This window comes from Lysinibacillus sp. NPDC093197 (assembly GCF_044754025.1).
In the GTDB taxonomy this organism is placed as follows: Bacteria; Bacillota; Bacilli; order Bacillales_A; family Planococcaceae; genus Lysinibacillus.
Genome location: NZ_JBIVOH010000001.1, coordinates 210,468 through 225,359, shown reverse-complemented (window position 1 = coordinate 225,359; position 14,892 = coordinate 210,468). Strand labels below are relative to the sequence as shown.

At 37.5% G+C, this 14,892-nt stretch carries 13 protein-coding genes; 12 read left to right on the top strand and 1 reads right to left on the bottom strand.

Annotation, left to right across the window (positions count from 1 at the left end):
• The first annotated feature begins 1 nt into the window (after window position 1).
• The 3 genes from ACIP9G_RS01085 (at window position 2) to ACIP9G_RS01075 (ending at window position 2,626) form a co-directional block, all read left to right on the top strand.
• Window positions 2-1,489, top strand: coding sequence for a sodium:solute symporter family protein (locus ACIP9G_RS01085; protein ID WP_401016735.1), 1,488 nt, complete (start codon window positions 2-4; stop codon window positions 1,487-1,489).
• A gap of 63 nt (window positions 1,490-1,552) precedes the next feature.
• Window positions 1,553-2,209 (top strand): carboxymuconolactone decarboxylase family protein, encoded by a 657-nt coding sequence (locus ACIP9G_RS01080; protein ID WP_401016734.1) that lies wholly within the window; start codon window positions 1,553-1,555, stop codon window positions 2,207-2,209.
• A 33-nt stretch (window positions 2,210-2,242) separates the two neighbouring features.
• Window positions 2,243-2,626, top strand: coding sequence for a RidA family protein (locus tag ACIP9G_RS01075; protein ID WP_401016732.1), 384 nt, complete (start codon window positions 2,243-2,245; stop codon window positions 2,624-2,626).
• A 62-nt stretch (window positions 2,627-2,688) separates the two neighbouring features.
• Here ACIP9G_RS01075 and ACIP9G_RS01070 read toward each other — a convergent pair whose 3' ends face one another.
• Window positions 2,689-3,303, bottom strand: a complete 615-nt coding sequence (locus tag ACIP9G_RS01070; RefSeq protein ID WP_401016730.1) for a TetR/AcrR family transcriptional regulator — start codon at window positions 3,301-3,303, stop codon at window positions 2,689-2,691.
• A 166-nt stretch (window positions 3,304-3,469) separates the two neighbouring features.
• Here ACIP9G_RS01070 and ACIP9G_RS01065 point away from each other — a divergent pair, with 166 nt between their 5' ends.
• The 9 genes from ACIP9G_RS01065 (at window position 3,470) to ACIP9G_RS01025 (ending at window position 14,892) form a co-directional block, all read left to right on the top strand.
• Window positions 3,470-4,654: a YhgE/Pip domain-containing protein gene (locus ACIP9G_RS01065; RefSeq protein WP_401016728.1), complete on the top strand. Its 1,185-nt coding sequence runs from the start codon at window positions 3,470-3,472 to the stop codon at window positions 4,652-4,654.
• Between the two features lie 663 nt (window positions 4,655-5,317).
• Window positions 5,318-7,360: a helix-turn-helix domain-containing protein gene (locus ACIP9G_RS01060; RefSeq protein WP_340824590.1), complete on the top strand. Its 2,043-nt coding sequence runs from the start codon at window positions 5,318-5,320 to the stop codon at window positions 7,358-7,360.
• Window positions 7,361-7,771: 411 nt separating this feature from the next.
• Entirely contained in the window at window positions 7,772-9,940 is a 2,169-nt protein-coding gene (locus tag ACIP9G_RS01055; protein WP_401016726.1) for an acetate--CoA ligase family protein, read from the top strand.
• A gap of 4 nt (window positions 9,941-9,944) precedes the next feature.
• The gene (locus ACIP9G_RS01050) at window positions 9,945-10,400 is read left to right on the top strand and encodes a MaoC family dehydratase N-terminal domain-containing protein (RefSeq protein ID WP_401016724.1); all 456 of its coding nucleotides are present in this window, start codon (window positions 9,945-9,947) and stop codon (window positions 10,398-10,400) included.
• Window positions 10,401-10,469: 69 nt separating this feature from the next.
• On the top strand, window positions 10,470-10,886 hold the full coding sequence (locus tag ACIP9G_RS01045) for a MaoC/PaaZ C-terminal domain-containing protein (protein ID WP_340824593.1): 417 nt from the start codon (window positions 10,470-10,472) through the stop codon (window positions 10,884-10,886).
• 26 nt (window positions 10,887-10,912) lie between these two features.
• Window positions 10,913-12,076, top strand: a complete 1,164-nt coding sequence (locus ACIP9G_RS01040) for a thiolase C-terminal domain-containing protein (RefSeq protein ID WP_401016721.1) — start codon at window positions 10,913-10,915, stop codon at window positions 12,074-12,076.
• An 11-nt stretch (window positions 12,077-12,087) separates the two neighbouring features.
• On the top strand, window positions 12,088-12,504 hold the full coding sequence (locus ACIP9G_RS01035; protein WP_340824595.1) for a Zn-ribbon domain-containing OB-fold protein: 417 nt from the start codon (window positions 12,088-12,090) through the stop codon (window positions 12,502-12,504).
• A 36-nt stretch (window positions 12,505-12,540) separates the two neighbouring features.
• On the top strand, window positions 12,541-13,737 hold the full coding sequence (locus ACIP9G_RS01030; protein WP_340824596.1) for an acyl-CoA dehydrogenase family protein: 1,197 nt from the start codon (window positions 12,541-12,543) through the stop codon (window positions 13,735-13,737).
• 18 nt (window positions 13,738-13,755) lie between these two features.
• Window positions 13,756-14,892 carry an acyl-CoA dehydrogenase family protein gene (locus ACIP9G_RS01025; RefSeq protein ID WP_401016719.1) on the top strand — a complete coding sequence of 379 codons (1,137 nt, stop codon included), beginning with the start codon at window positions 13,756-13,758 and terminating at the stop codon, window positions 14,890-14,892.

The following is a 14,892-nucleotide window of genomic DNA, read 5'->3' as shown; positions in this document are numbered from 1 at the left end:
TATGATTATTTCAGTAGGAATCATTGCATTTTTCTTATGTGTTGCTTTACTTTTAGGTGTTATAGCGAGTAGAGGAAAAGATATGAGCCTAGAGCAATGGAGCGTTGGTGGCAGAGGATTTGGCTCAATTTTCATTTTTCTATTAATGGCCGGCGAAATATATACAACTAGTGCATTTTTAGGTATTAGTGGCTGGATGTACGGAAAAGGCGGCGCTGCATTTTACAATATTATGATGCTCAACTATGTTATTGCATATTGGTTAACACCTAAAATATGGGGTTATGGAAAGAAACATAAATTACTATCGCAATCTGACTTTTTTGAAAAAGCCTATAAAAGTAAAGCGCTTGGCATGCTTGTAGCTGTTGTAGGGTTAGCGGCTTTAATCCCTTATTTAATTATCCAACTAAAAGGTCTAGGCATTATTGTTTCTGAAGCTTCCTATGGTGCAATTGATCCGAAAATTACGATTTGGATTGGCACAATTGCTATGATTGTCTATGTAATGGTTTCCGGCATTCATGGCTCAGCTTGGACAGCGGTTATTAAAGATTTTCTTATTCTTGGTGTAGTGTTATTTTTAGGGATTTATTTACCTTTCCATTATTATGGGGGCATTCAACCAATGTGGGAGGCAATAGAGGTTGCTAATCCAGGGTTTTTATCACTGCCAGACTCAGGTTTGAGTGCATCATGGTATGTATCAACGATGATGTTGACTTCATTAGGGTTTTATATGTGGCCACATACATTTGTTGCTACATTTTCAGCGAAGAGCGGGAATGCCTTAAGGAAAAATGCGATTATGCTCCCTATTTATGCTTTATTTATCTTATTTGTTCTTTTTGCGGGAGCAGCAGCTATTTTACAAGTTCCAAATCTTTCAGGTGGGAATGTAGATTTAGCATTATTTAAAATTTCCACACAAACATTTAATCCAGTTATTGTTGGCTTTATTGGTGCAGCAGGGCTGTTAACTGCCATTGTGCCAGGTTCATTAATCTTAATGTCTGCAGCAACACTCTTTGCAAAAAATATTTTAAAACCGCTTCGACCTCAAACTACGGATCAGCAAATTGGAATCATTGCACGTTATACAGTTCCTGTGGTGGCATTGATTGCATTGTATTTTACGTTTAGTGGTGGAGGAGCTATTACATTATTATTCTTAATGGGTTATGGTCTCGTTACGCAATTTGCACCTGCCGTTGTTTTTAGCTTTTTTAAGAAAAATCCATTCACAGTACAAGGCGTATTTGCAGGGATTATAGTTGGTGTGGCGATAGTTGGTTGGCAGGCTGCTACTGGCACAAATTTAAGTAAACTGTTCCCAAGTTGGCCATCCTATTTGCAAGACATCAACATCGGTTTCCTTGCATTAGGTGTTAATATATTTGTAAGTTTAACAGTTAGCGCGTTTACGAGAAAGGGAATCGTTATGAATGATGAATCTTCCAACGAAAGTGCAGTAGAAAGTATTTCATAAGTATTATTTTCAGAAAATTATGAATATTATTTATAAATTAAAAGATAAACGGAGGCATTTCTAATGGAGAATAATAGTCTATACCAAAAATCATCTATTCGTAGATTACCTGAGCTTGCAAAACTAACACCTGAGACATTTAAAGCATTTGCTGAATTCGATAAATTAGCGCTTTCTGATGGCATAATTCCTAAAAAAACGAAGGAGTTAATTGCGATTGCAGCTGCGCATGTCACTGGTTGTCCTTATTGCATCGATGCTCATGTTACGAATGCAAAAAGATTAGAAATTTCTAAAGAAGAAATAGCAGAAGCGATAATGGTGGCCACTGCTTTAAAAGCTGGCTCTGCTATAGCGCATAGCTTAAATGCATTACAGGCATATGATGGAGAGAATAATGAAGATTTATATCAAAAATCAAATCTTGCTCGCTTTAAAGAACTGAATCAATTAAGCCCTGAAGCTTTTCGTGCATTTAATAAGTTTGATTTAGAAGCATTGAAGCCAGGACTTTTAAGTAAGAAAGACAAAGAGTTAATCGCTGTTGCGATTGCCCATATAACTGGTTGTGCATATTGTATTGAAATTCACGTCAAAAATGCGAAGAAGTTAGAAGTTTCCCGAGAAGAATTAGCAGAAGCTATTTTTGTTGCTACAGCGTTAAAAGCAGGATCAGCGCTTGCTCATAGTGTGAATGCACTTAATGCGTATGACTTGTAACAATAAACAATTAGAATAAGGATGGATTAGCAAATGACACAAATCATTTATACGGACATGGCACCGAAAGCGATTGGACCCTATTCTCAAGGGGTAATTGTAGGAGAGTTATTATTTTTATCAGGACAAATTCCTGTTGATCCAACATCTAATGACGTAGTAGAAAGCGAGATTATAACACAAACAAATCAAGTTATGAAAAATATAGCAGCTATTTTAGAATCTCAGCATCTTTCTATAAAGAATATTGTTAAAACGACAATTTTTTTAAAAGACATGCAACAATTTTCACTTGTAAACGAGGAATATAGCAGACATTTGGGAAATCATCGTCCTGCGAGATCCACTGTAGAGGTAAGTCGACTTCCAAAAGATGTCCTCGTAGAAATCGAAGTCATTGCAACATTTAAAAACTAAATGGAATTATTTTAAAACGATGAGACATTGCCTATCAATTTGAGGGAATGTCTCTTTTCGTTTTATTCTTTCAAGCCTGCTGCAAAAAAAGGACCATTGAGCGTAATGGTGGATAATATTTGAGCCATTTCTTGTGGTGTTTCTTTTCGATCTTCCAGCAACCATTGTTGAATAACGCCGATATGTGCTGAAGCGATATAAGAAACTAAGTATTCTCCTGGAACTAGTAATTTGGCGGGCTTTATTGGATTGTCAGTACTTTCAAATAACGTTTTCCACATAAAGTTTTTTAATTTTGTTTGAAAAGATAAATCTCCATTGGGGCCTAAAATCGCCTTCATAAATTTTCTATTGCGATCCAAAAATTCAAAAATTAATACGGCAATTTCAAGTGGTTGTAAGCTTGAATTTTTCGCATTTAAGCTTGCCATTAATTTTGCTATATTTTGCTTTGCGATATTTGATATTTCTAGCATAAATTCTTCTTGGTAGCGATTCATTAAATCGTACTTATCTTGATAATGTGCGTAAAATGTTCCTCTATTAATTTTGGCTTTTGTTGTAATGTCCTTAACTGTAATCGACTCAAAGCCTTTTTCTTCAATTAATGCTACAAATGCATCTTTAATGGACTCAATTGTACGAACTACACGTAAATCATTGTAATTTTCTTTCACATTCACTCCTCCTAAATTTTATCCGACATATTGCTGGAATGTGTTCTGTAAACGACATCAAGACCATTTTTGATCATTGAATGCATAAGATGTCGCACTTATAATTCAAGTTGTAATAAACAACAGGTTGTTCATTATTATAACTCAAAAGAGGAGAGGTAATGAAATGTTCAAAAATAAATTGGTTTGGTTTGCGCCCATTCTTGCATTAGTCGTTATTTTTGTTTTTTCGCTCACTTTATTTCCATCAGTGCAAGCAAAACCAAAAAATTTACCGATAGCGATTGTCAATGAAGACCAAGGGGTTGATATTCCGAATCAACCACATGTAAATTTAGGTGAAAGCATTATTGAAATGATTCAAAATTCAGTAGAAGCGGGGAAAGATGAAGAACCTGCAGTTAAGTGGGTTATTGTAAAAAGTAATGAAGATGTTCAAAAGGGATTAGATGAACAAAAATACTATGCAGCGCTTGTATTTCCGAAAGATTTTAGTGTCAAACAAGCATCTTTACAAACTGCAGAACCTACTTTACCCGAAGTTCATATATATATTAATCAAGGTATGAATATGGCAGCTTCAACGATAGCAGGGCAAGTTGTAAATGGGGTAGTTGATAATATCAACAATAATGTACGTACACAACTCTTTGCAGGATTTTCATCACATGGAGGAACTTTAACGGTAGAGCAGGCTTCGAATTTAGTCACACCCATTTCAAAAACCATTACGAATGTAAATGCAACGGGAGACCATAGTGCAAACGGCAATGCGCCTATTTCTTTGTTTCAACCATTATGGATGGCTATTATGGTAAGTGCAGCCATCGTCTATCTTGCAATCAGTAAAATAGCTATTACTACACGTAAAGAAAAGCTTTCTGTAATGATAGGTCAAATTATTATTGGGGCGATGGTAGCTTTCGTTGTAGGTTTCGGACTTACATGGATAGTAGACGGTATGGTAGGAATCGAAATTCCTTCATATATGGATACTTCCTTATTTTTAACTATTACCTCCTTTAGTTTTTTCTTATTAATAACAGCCGTAATTTCATGGCTTGGCATTCGAGGAATAGCTATTTTTGCACTAATGCTATTCTTTGGTGGACCACTGCTTGCATTAGCTCCTGAAATGATGTCTTCTTTTTATCAAAATTGGATATACCCATGGTTGCCAATGCGGTTTATGGTTGAAGGTTTACGAGAACTCTTTTTCTTTGACAAAGGTTTTTCTTGGAACAACGCCGTATCAGCCCTTGTATGGATTGGAGCAGTTAGTTTAATTGCTATTTTTGCATCCGTTTTAAAAACTAAAGCAGTGCGTTTGGAACAAGGAGTACAAGATTGAATAATCATTATATTTAAAAGTCAAATAGGGTTTCAGAGTGTAGACAAACGGCATCAAGTATAATTTCTTGATGCCGTTTGTCATTTTTTTAAACATTTAATAGATATAAATTAGAATCTCTTTTCAATGTGTTCTGTTGATTGAAGTGAAAGGCTAGCGACTCCTGCGGGAAAGAACATAATGTAAGACGCAACAGACCGCGCGTATAGCGAGGGGTGTGGCTTACGTTATGCCCGCGGAAAGCGCTAGCCCGTAACGGAAATCAACTGCAGGAGACGTCTTCTATTTTTTTGATTATATCTCATGTTTATACTTCTTCTCTCATTAGTCTCTTTGCCATCATCCATAACCACAAATTTTTCATTGCCTATTAAGTTGATTAAAGCGAAAGGCTAGCGACTCCTGCGGGAAAGCACAAAACGTAAGACGCAACAGACCGCGCGTTAGCGAGGGTTGTGGCTTACGTATGTGCCCGCGGAAAGCGCTAGCCTGTAGCGGAAATCAACTGCAGAAGTGTTTTCTTTTAAAGTAGATGCCATATAAATAAACACTATCAAAAAGATAAATATAGAATATTCTGTTAACTGGTGATAAAATTACAAGTATAAACATATAGTACAAGTTAAAAGTCATACTGTTCGTATTTTTTTCAAGGAGGTATTCATGATAAATAAAAATGATTACGAGAATGTTGCCTTTAACCAATTAGAAATGCTTCGAAATGAAATTAATAGAACGAAAATGAATAGAAATTTATTCAATAAAATTGATAACTATTATGTACTTTGTATTTATGAACAACAGAAAATTGCCAGCAATGATAACACGACCAAAGCTATTACATTGACTAAAAATGTAATCTCCAATTCTTTTGTTATTTGGGATCGTACCTATAAAGAGAGCGAACAATTATTCATGAATTTACGAATTTCTTCAAGAAATCGCGTAATTATTGAAATAGCAAAAAACATCGTTTCATTTTTACTGCAAAAATACGAGGACCAACTAAACGAATCACAGAAGCGAAAATCAACACATCGTAATGCACTTCAGCTTGAAAAATATGTCCTTCGTATGGAGCATATTATCAAAGCAAACACGTTTCTTGGAGAAGATACTGCATGGGAAGAGTTTTGCTCTTGGTTTCAAGTCTATTTAACAGAATGGGTACTTGAGGAGCTAGAAAGTTTAATTGGTTATGAAATGATGGATCAGATGAGCAATGAGGAATTAAATGAAGTATTTTATCAACAAATGACGAAAAACCTGTCATCAAATGATACGTTTATTTCAAAATATACAAACATAGTGAATAACTATATGACAGAATGGTTTCATAACATTATTGCATCAATGAAGCTAGCAGTTTTAACAGTAGAAGAAATTGAATCTATGTTGCAAATAACTGCATCTAAGAATCAGGATTCCCAGCCTCTTAGTAAAACTATCGCTTTTACATTAGGCGTAGAACATCATCTACATGTCATGAATAATGCCCCTTATCAATATGTGAGGGAAGCACTTTATAAAAATAGTTTTCAAAACATCGAAACTACACCATGGCCCACAACACCTTTATATAAAGGTAATTTAGAAGGAATTATTCAAATACGTCCATATCACACTACTGAGCACTCCTTCGCTACACAATTGTTGATAGAGAAAGCACATAATCAAGCGCAAAACTTAACAGATTTAGACGTAGATATGTTTGATGCATTATGTAGTATTTTTTTATCAAAAGCACGGTATACAGAAGATATCATTGAAATACACTTTACTGATTTATTGATGATTCGCGGCTTGAAACCAAAGTTAGGTGGTGAAGGGAGAAGAGGCGGTTATGAGCAGCAACAAAAGGACAAAGTTTTGCAATCGCTTACAAAAATTCAGAGCTTATGGCTCGAATTAAATAAAGCAACGGTCTATGAAAAAGGAAAAGCTGTTCAAACGCAGCTCCAAGGACGGACATTCCTTTTTGTCGATCATAATCGGAAAGAATATGATATCGCACAATTAGATAATCAAAAAACATTTACATTTACAGTTGATAAAGTTTTTACAAAGTATTTGTATGGATCTGGACGGCAAATTGCCCTTTTACCTATTCAAACGCTTCATTACAATCCGTACAGTCAAAAATGGGAAAAACGATTAGCGAGATATTTTAGTTGGCGATGGCGAACACAAGCAAGAAAGGGCGATTTCTTGCAGCCAAATAAAATTCGAACTTTACTAGAGGCAATTGGAGAAAATGTAAATGAACGCACACCATCCCGTACGAGAGACCGCTTAGAAAAAGCATTGGATCAATTGCTGGAAGATGGCGTACTATCTGCTTGGCATTATCATAAATGGGATGAAACAATTGCTAATAATAAAGGCTGGGTTCGGTTATGGTTAGATGCAACCATTCTTGTTGAACCACCTGAAATTATAAAAGAACAATATCGGTCTATTGAAAAAACAAAAAGTACAACTCATTATGCACTAGATTTCCAAGACAGTGCCCAACATAAAGCGAAAGGAGCCACAATTGGTAATCAATTAAGAGCGATACGCAAGCAATTTAATTTGTCTCTTTTACAAGTTTCAGAAGAACTTGAAATTTCACCTTCTTATATTAGTAATATAGAAAGAGGGGTTAAAACCCCCTCCGTCAAAATCCAAACTAATATAAGTCGCTGGTTGCAAAAGTTTATTTAAAAGAATATTTATAACTGCCTTCATATATCGAGCAAATACGATATAAAAGGGCAGTTTTTTTATTTGTCGCCACCTATCTGCTATTTTCATTTTTGCTCCTTTCACCATTTCTACGGCTTTTATCTTGTACATTGCTAATCATTTAAATGGCGTATATTTCGTTTTTTAGCTTTTATCCTTCCCATAAGTCGAGGTTATCGTGCGTAGATGTCGTGAGTAGTGTGTACACGAAATAAAACACAAATTTTTAAACCCTTGCTATAACTACGTTTTTCACATGTTTTTCTTTTTTTTACTCCCTAATAATTAAATCATTTTACATGTATTTATTTTCAGAATATTTAAAATGGGTTCGTTACAATAGACAACATAATCAATTGTTTTTCTATTATTGGAAACCGAGGTGAAATAATGAATAAAGAATTGAAAGCTTATGAATCGCTAGAACCATTGTTTAATCCAAAGTCTGTTGCAGTACTTGGTGCTTCCACAAATCCATATAAAATTGGATACATTCAATTGAAAGCGCTTATAGACGGCGGTTTTGCTGGAGACATTTATCCTATTAATCCGAAAGCTAGTGAAATAGAGGGCCTAACTTGCTATCCTTCAATCACAGCTGTCCCAGGGGATATAGATTTAGCAATATTTTGTGTCGGTGCGGAACAAATTCTGGACAATCTTAAGGCATGTGCGAAGAAGAATATAAAAGCAGCAATTATTTTCGCATCTGGATTCTCTGAAACTGGGGAAGAGGGTGTACTGTTACAACAGGAGTTAGCTAACATCGCAAAGGAAAATGGCATCCGAATCATAGGTCCAAACTGTGTTGGGTTAGTTAATACAACGAATGGAATGATTGGCACGTTTTCACCAGCTATTTTGGCAGTACCATTACATGAAGAAAAAGCTGTGGGCTACGTTTCGCAAAGTGGCGCATTTGGTGTATTAACGTATATGGCTGCAGCGCAAAATGGTTTAAGTTTTAATTATTTTGCAAGTGTTGGAAATGAAATGGAAACAGAATTTTCAGATGTAGTAGAATACATGATTCATGATCCAAAAACAAAAGTCATTACAGGCTATTTAGAAGGGGCTAAAGATACTAAGAAGCTTCGACGTTTAGCAAAGGAAGCACTTAATCGTAACAAGCCAATTGCATTGATGAAAACAGGCAAAAGTTCAGCCGGCAGCAGAGCAGCTGCTTCACATACAGGCTCGCTTGCGGGATCAGATTTAGTTTACGATGCATTTTTCAGGCAGAGCGGTATCGTTAGAGTCGATGATTATGAAGATATTATTACGTTTTCAAAGTTATTTTTATCTAATAGACTACCACAAGGGAAAAATACAGTGTTAATTACAAGTTCGGGTGGACGAGGTATTAACGAAGCAGATCGATGCGAAGGGCTAGGGTTAAATATTATTGCGCTAAGTGAAAAGACAAAGGCAGAAATTAAAAAGCATGTTCCATCTTACGCAAGTGCAATCAACCCAATTGACTTAACAGCTGCCGCTTCAGTAACGAATCCAGAATTATATATAGCGCCACTTCGAGCACTTGTAGCTGATCCAGAAGTTCATAATATTATCTTAACTGAATTTCCGTTGTACTGGGAAGCAGATAATCCATACTTACAGGAGTTTATCGATATATGTAAAAACTCAGATAAATTCGTCTTTATTACGACATTCCCATTAGAAGGCATGTCTGTCCCTAAAGGAAAGGATGAACTTGAGAAAAATGGCATTCCTGTCATTCCAGGTAATTTAAATCCAATCAAAGGCTTAGCAAAGCTTGTAGAATATAGCGAAAGTTATAGGAAACATCAACAAGCAACGGTCCAAGAAGAGGATTCCGCTAAGAAACGAATAGACATGTCACATGTAACTGGTTCGACATTAAGTGAAGCCCAAGCAACTGACATTTTAGATCTTTACGGGATTCCAACAACAAAACGTACTGTCGCTACGACGGCTGATGAAGCTGTTCAGTTTGCGAATAGGATTGGTTACCCAGTCGTGTTAAAAGTCGATTCAGCGGATATTCCACATAAAACCGAGGCAGATGCAATTCGACTAAATGTTCAATCAGCGAACGATGTAATGAAAGCGTTTACCGAAATTTATCACAATGCAAGAAAATACAAAGCAGATGCTCAAATCAACGGTATTTCTGTTCAGGAAATGCTTCCTGAAGGAACAGAGGTCATTATCGGCGCAACAAAGGATCCGAATTTCGGTCCAGTAGTCATGTTTGGCTTAGGCGGTATTTTTGTTGAAGTATTTAAAGATATTTCATTTAGAGTGGCGCCACTAACAAGGGCTGATGCCGTTGAAATGATTGAAGAAGTAAAAGGCAAAGCGCTTCTGACAGGGGCACGTGGAAAAGCGCATGGCGATATTGAAGCCATCATTGACGTGTTACTGAAGGTATCGAAGCTTGTCACTGAAAATGAAGAGATAATAGAAGAATTAGATATTAATCCTTTAATCGTCTATGAAGACGGCGTAAAAGCAGCAGATGCAATGATCGTCGTGCAGAAAGATGTGTTAGAAAAGTCAGTAGTCAGGGGGTAAGGATATGGAGCTAGATCAAAGCTTAATTGGTTTAACAGGACCACAATACGTTTTTGAAGTAGAAAAAAGGCACATTCGCCAATTTGCCGAAGCAATTGGTGATCCTAATCCATTATATGTGGATGAAGAATATGCAAAATCAACTATTTATGGCAGCATCATTGCACCACCAAGCTTTCCGGTCGCGATAGGAGCTGACAGTGGGCAAGGAATTAATTTGCCGTTAGATTTTAGTCGCATGCTGCATGGAGAGCAAGAGTTCATTTATCATCGTCCAATTCGCCCAGGTGATCGTTTGCACTGTCAAATGAAAGTGACTGACGTATATGAAAAAGAAGGAAAAAATGGGCCAATGCAGTTTTTAGTAATGGATACAGAAATGAAGGATGAAGAAGGCGAACTAGTTGTAATTAGTCGTACAAATATCATTTATCGTGCTGTAGCGAGTAGCAAAGCGTAAATAAGCTGTTGAACGAAGATACAGATGTCTTCGTTCAACTTTTAATCCATCACTAAAGGGGGAAAAAACATGCTTCAATTTAAAAATTTACATGAAGGACAAAAGCTCGAACCACTTTTGAAGCCTGCTGTTACAAAGGTACAGCTTGTGAAATATGCCGGTGCATCAGGGGATTTCAATCCGTTACATACAGATGATGCATTTGCGCAAAGTATTGGGATGCCGGGTGTTATTGCACATGGCATGCTTGTAATGGGCTTTCTTGGTCAGTACATGATGGACCTAGCAGGTACTTCAGCTGCACCGACTAATTTTAAAATGCGCTTTGGTGCGATGACAAGACCTGGTGATGAAATTACATGTTCTGCCATTGTCAAAAAAATTTATGAAAACGAAGCTAAACAATTCGTTGATTTAGAACTATATGCGGAAAAAGCTCCAGGAAAAGTAGTTGGATTTGGAGAAGCGACATTACAAATGATTTAACAAATGGAAACAAGGAGGTTGGCAATATGGCTACTATTAAAGATCGCTATGCCATTGTAGGCGTAGGAGAAAGTGAACGTTCGAAAAATTCAGGTACAACACCTTTACATTTAGCATTAGACGCTGCCCGTGCTGCGTTAAAAGATGCAGGTTTAGAAGCGAGAGAAATCGATGGCTTTATGAGCTACTCTGAAAATGATTCTTGTACATCCCATCAGTTAGCAACCTATTTAGGCGCGCGACCGAAATATGTTAAAGACATTATGGGAGGCGGAAGCAGTACAGAAATGTTAATTGCGGATGCCATCGGATTAATCGAAACAGGTCAAGTCAATACCGTGTTAATTTATCGTGCAATGAATGGCCGCTCTGGCGTTCGTATGGGCGGTGGTGGCTGGGATGTAAATATGCTTCAAGGGGCAATGGATGGCGGAAGTTTTTTCATTCCTTATGGGGCAGGTGGACCAGGTCAATGGTTCGGCTTATTCGCTACGCGTCATATGCAACAAACAGGACTTACACACGAACATTTAGGGCACGTCTGTGTGAGCTTTTATGAGCATGCACAACGAAACCCAAAAGCGTTCTTCTATGGTAAGCCATTATCAATGGAAGAGTATTTAAAGACACCATCTTTAAGTTATCCATTTAATAAACATGATTTTTGCTTAGAATCAGACGAGGCGAATGCCATTATCGTCACATCCGCTGAGAAAGCAAAGGATTGCAAGTCAAGACCTGTCTATATTATGGGCATTGAAGCGAGACGGACTGTATCACATGCGCATTACTGGACGAATTTAGATGAAGTAGCATCAGACTTCGTTGCACCTTCCCTTTATAAAAAAGCAGGGGTTACACCACAAGATATTCAAGTCGCTTCGATATACGATTGCTTTAGTTGGGTAGTACTGCGCCAATTAGAAGCATATGGCTTTGCTGCACGTGGCGAAGTAGGTGATTTCGTTGCAAGTGGCAATTTAAAAATGGGTGGCAAGCTTCCTACGAATACAGCAGGGGGCATGCTATCGGAAGGTTATACGCATGGCATGAACAATGTCCTTGAAATTGTTCGTCAAATTCGTCACGAGTATAAAGGTACTGATCGTCAAGTCGAAAATTGCGAAATAGGCATTTGTACTGGCTGGTCTGGCCCAGATATTGCGGGTGCAATGATTTTAAGAAACTAGGAGGGAAAATCATGAGTTATCAAAAACCAATTCCACTTAAAACACAAGACAATCAACCATATTGGGATGCAGCTGATCGGCATGAGCTAGTCCTACAAAAATGCGAAACATGTAATTCTTATAATCACCCACCTGGCCCAGCTTGTTCAAAATGCGGTTCCACAGAACTTAGCTGGGAAAGTCAAGGTTCGGCTATTACGGGAACTATCTATTCGTATGTTGTGTCGTATCGCCCGTTCCTACCGGGTTTCCAAGATGATTTACCAACGATTATTGTTGTCGTACAACTAGATAATTTAAAAGAAGTAAAAATAATTGGCAATGTGCTTGCATGTCCACCAGAGGAAGTAAAAATCGGCATGCCTGTAAAAATGACATGGCAGGATATTACGGAAGATCGAGCTCTTCCACAATGGATACAAGCATAACAGATTAATATCGTTTTAAAAGAAAGGAATGATTACATGGATTTTTCATTTACGAAAAAGGAAGAGCAATTTCGTCAAGAGTTAAGAACTTGGCTAGAAGCGAACTTACCAGATGGATGGTTACAAGGCGAAGTGCAATTAGATAAGGAATCAAAAGAATATGAGTTATTTTTACGAGATTGGCAAAAGAAACTATATGAAGGTGGTTGGGCAGCGATTGCGTGGCCTAAACAATATGGTGGGCGCAATGCAACGCTTATGGAGGAAATTGTCTATCAACAAGAGATGGTACGTGTCAAAGCACCACCGTTAATAAATTATGTAGGTCTGCATATGGTTGCACCGACATTGATGCAAATTGGTACGGAAGAACAAAAGGAAAAATATATCGAAAAAATTATTACAGGTGAAGAAGTTTGGTGCCAAGGTTATTCAGAGCCGAATGCAGGATCAGATGTAGCGGCTATTCAAACGACAGCTGTAAAAGATGGTGACCGTTGGATTATTAATGGGCAAAAGGTTTGGACGAGTTTCGGTCATGTAGCGGATCGCTGCTTTTTAATAACTAGAACGAGCCGACTAGAGAAAAAACATAAAGGTATTACAGTATTCCTTCTCGATATGCATCAGCCAGGGGTGGAAACACGACCAATCGTCTCAATGGATGGTCAAAAAGATTTTAATGAAGTGTATTTAAATGATGCCATTGCGTATGATGCAGAAATTATCGGTCAAGTAGATGAGGGCTGGAAGGTTATCATTGCTCTTCTAATGCATGAACGAACTGGAATTGGTGGTCAAGTATTTACGCTAGAGCAACAATTCAATGATCTAGTTGCGTTAGCTAAGGAATTGAATGATGAAGATGAGCCGCTTATTAAAAATCCATTCATTCGTAAAACAATGGTGGATTTATACACTCGTTCACGTGGGTCACTATTAAACTATTATCGAAATTTAACAAAGCAATTGAAAAATGGCCATCCTGGTGCAGAAAGCTCTATGGATAAACTACTTGTTAGTGAATTAACAAAAGAACTGTTTGCGCAAGCGATTTCGATGCAAGGCCATCATGGCGTCCTATGGAAAGAAAACGCATTAATGGATCGGTCCTATTGGCAGGACAATTATTTGTACTCTTTTGGTCAGACAATTGGCGGTGGAACAAGCGAAATACAAAAGAATACCATTGCTGAACGAATTCTAGGTTTACCAAAAGATATGGGTCGATAAAAAGCGGGGGTGTAAGATATGGATTTCTCTTTAAATCAAGAACAAGAAATGTTTCGAAACTATGTACGTAAATATTTAGATGATGTCGGACAAACAAAAGTAGCCCGTGAGTTTACAGAAGGCAATACAAGCTCATTTCAAGCACTGTATGCTGGATTAGCGGAACTTGGCTGTGCAAGTGTGAATGTGTCAGAAGAAAATGGTGGTATGGGGCTAGGTCAGTTAGATTTAGTACCTATTTTAGAAGAGACAGGTCGAGCATTGCTTCCAGGCTTATATTTAGAAACAAATGCTTTAGCGGTACCGTTATTGGAGAGATTTGGTACTGAAGACCAAAAAGCTAAATATTTATCAGCTATTGCTAGTGGTGAGCATACCTTTACTGTTGCATGGTTAGAGCCTAGCGGAAACTATAAGCCTTCAAATGTAAAATTAAGTGGCACATTGCAGGATGACGTTCTAACGTTGAATGGTGTGAAATCATTAGTTCCAGACGTTGAGCTTGCCAATAGCTTACTCGTTCTAGTGCGTACTTCTGAAGGGCAAGGAGCGGAAGGAATATCATTAGTAATCGTTGATTGTGATGATGTGTCACTACAAGTGCAACCGCAAAAAAACATGGATGAAACCCGTTTGCTTGCAGAAGTGACTTTTAATAATGTCCAAGTTTCAAGTCAGCAAATTCTTGGCACTATTGATCATGGGTGGGATGTTTTGCAAGAAGGTCTATTATCATTTAATGCAGCCCTTTGCTCATCGATTGTTGGAAGTATGGAAAAAATCGTTGAAACAGCCGTTGAATATGCGAATATTCGTGAACAGTTTAATCAACCGATTGGTAGATTCCAAGCGATTAAACACAGATTAGTCGATATGAAAATGGATTTAGAAACAGCTCGTTCGTTAGCCTATTATGCAAACTGGGCGATTGAAAGTGATGCTGCTGATAAAGTTGAAGCGGTTTCAAGTGCTCGCTTATTTGCTACCGAGGCATTTATAAAAGTCGCATCTCAAAGTATTCAAATTCATGGTGGGATTGGTTTTACTGAAGAAATTGATTGCCATCTATATGTGAAAAGAGCGCGTTTCTATGAAAATTATCTAGGAAGCACACAGCAATATTATGAGCAGGCAGCAGTTGCCTTAGGTTGGTAG

Bases quoted from the DNA above. Each gene is read 5' to 3' on its own strand.
- ACIP9G_RS01080 (WP_401016734.1), top strand. From the start codon at position 1,553: ATGGAGAATAATAGTCTATACCAAAAATCATCTATTCGTAGATTACCT.
- ACIP9G_RS01060 (WP_340824590.1), top strand. From the start codon at position 5,318: ATGATAAATAAAAATGATTACGAGAATGTTGCCTTTAACCAATTAGAA.
- ACIP9G_RS01025 (WP_401016719.1), top strand. From the start codon at position 13,756: ATGGATTTCTCTTTAAATCAAGAACAAGAAATGTTTCGAAACTATGTA.
- ACIP9G_RS01075 (WP_401016732.1), top strand. From the start codon at position 2,243: ATGACACAAATCATTTATACGGACATGGCACCGAAAGCGATTGGACCC.
- ACIP9G_RS01045 (WP_340824593.1), top strand. From the start codon at position 10,470: ATGCTTCAATTTAAAAATTTACATGAAGGACAAAAGCTCGAACCACTT.
- ACIP9G_RS01030 (WP_340824596.1), top strand. From the start codon at position 12,541: ATGGATTTTTCATTTACGAAAAAGGAAGAGCAATTTCGTCAAGAGTTA.
- ACIP9G_RS01065 (WP_401016728.1), top strand. From the start codon at position 3,470: ATGTTCAAAAATAAATTGGTTTGGTTTGCGCCCATTCTTGCATTAGTC.
- ACIP9G_RS01035 (WP_340824595.1), top strand. From the start codon at position 12,088: ATGAGTTATCAAAAACCAATTCCACTTAAAACACAAGACAATCAACCA.
- ACIP9G_RS01040 (WP_401016721.1), top strand. From the start codon at position 10,913: ATGGCTACTATTAAAGATCGCTATGCCATTGTAGGCGTAGGAGAAAGT.
- ACIP9G_RS01050 (WP_401016724.1), top strand. From the start codon at position 9,945: ATGGAGCTAGATCAAAGCTTAATTGGTTTAACAGGACCACAATACGTT.
- ACIP9G_RS01085 (WP_401016735.1), top strand. From the start codon at position 2: ATGATTATTTCAGTAGGAATCATTGCATTTTTCTTATGTGTTGCTTTA.
- ACIP9G_RS01055 (WP_401016726.1), top strand. From the start codon at position 7,772: ATGAATAAAGAATTGAAAGCTTATGAATCGCTAGAACCATTGTTTAAT.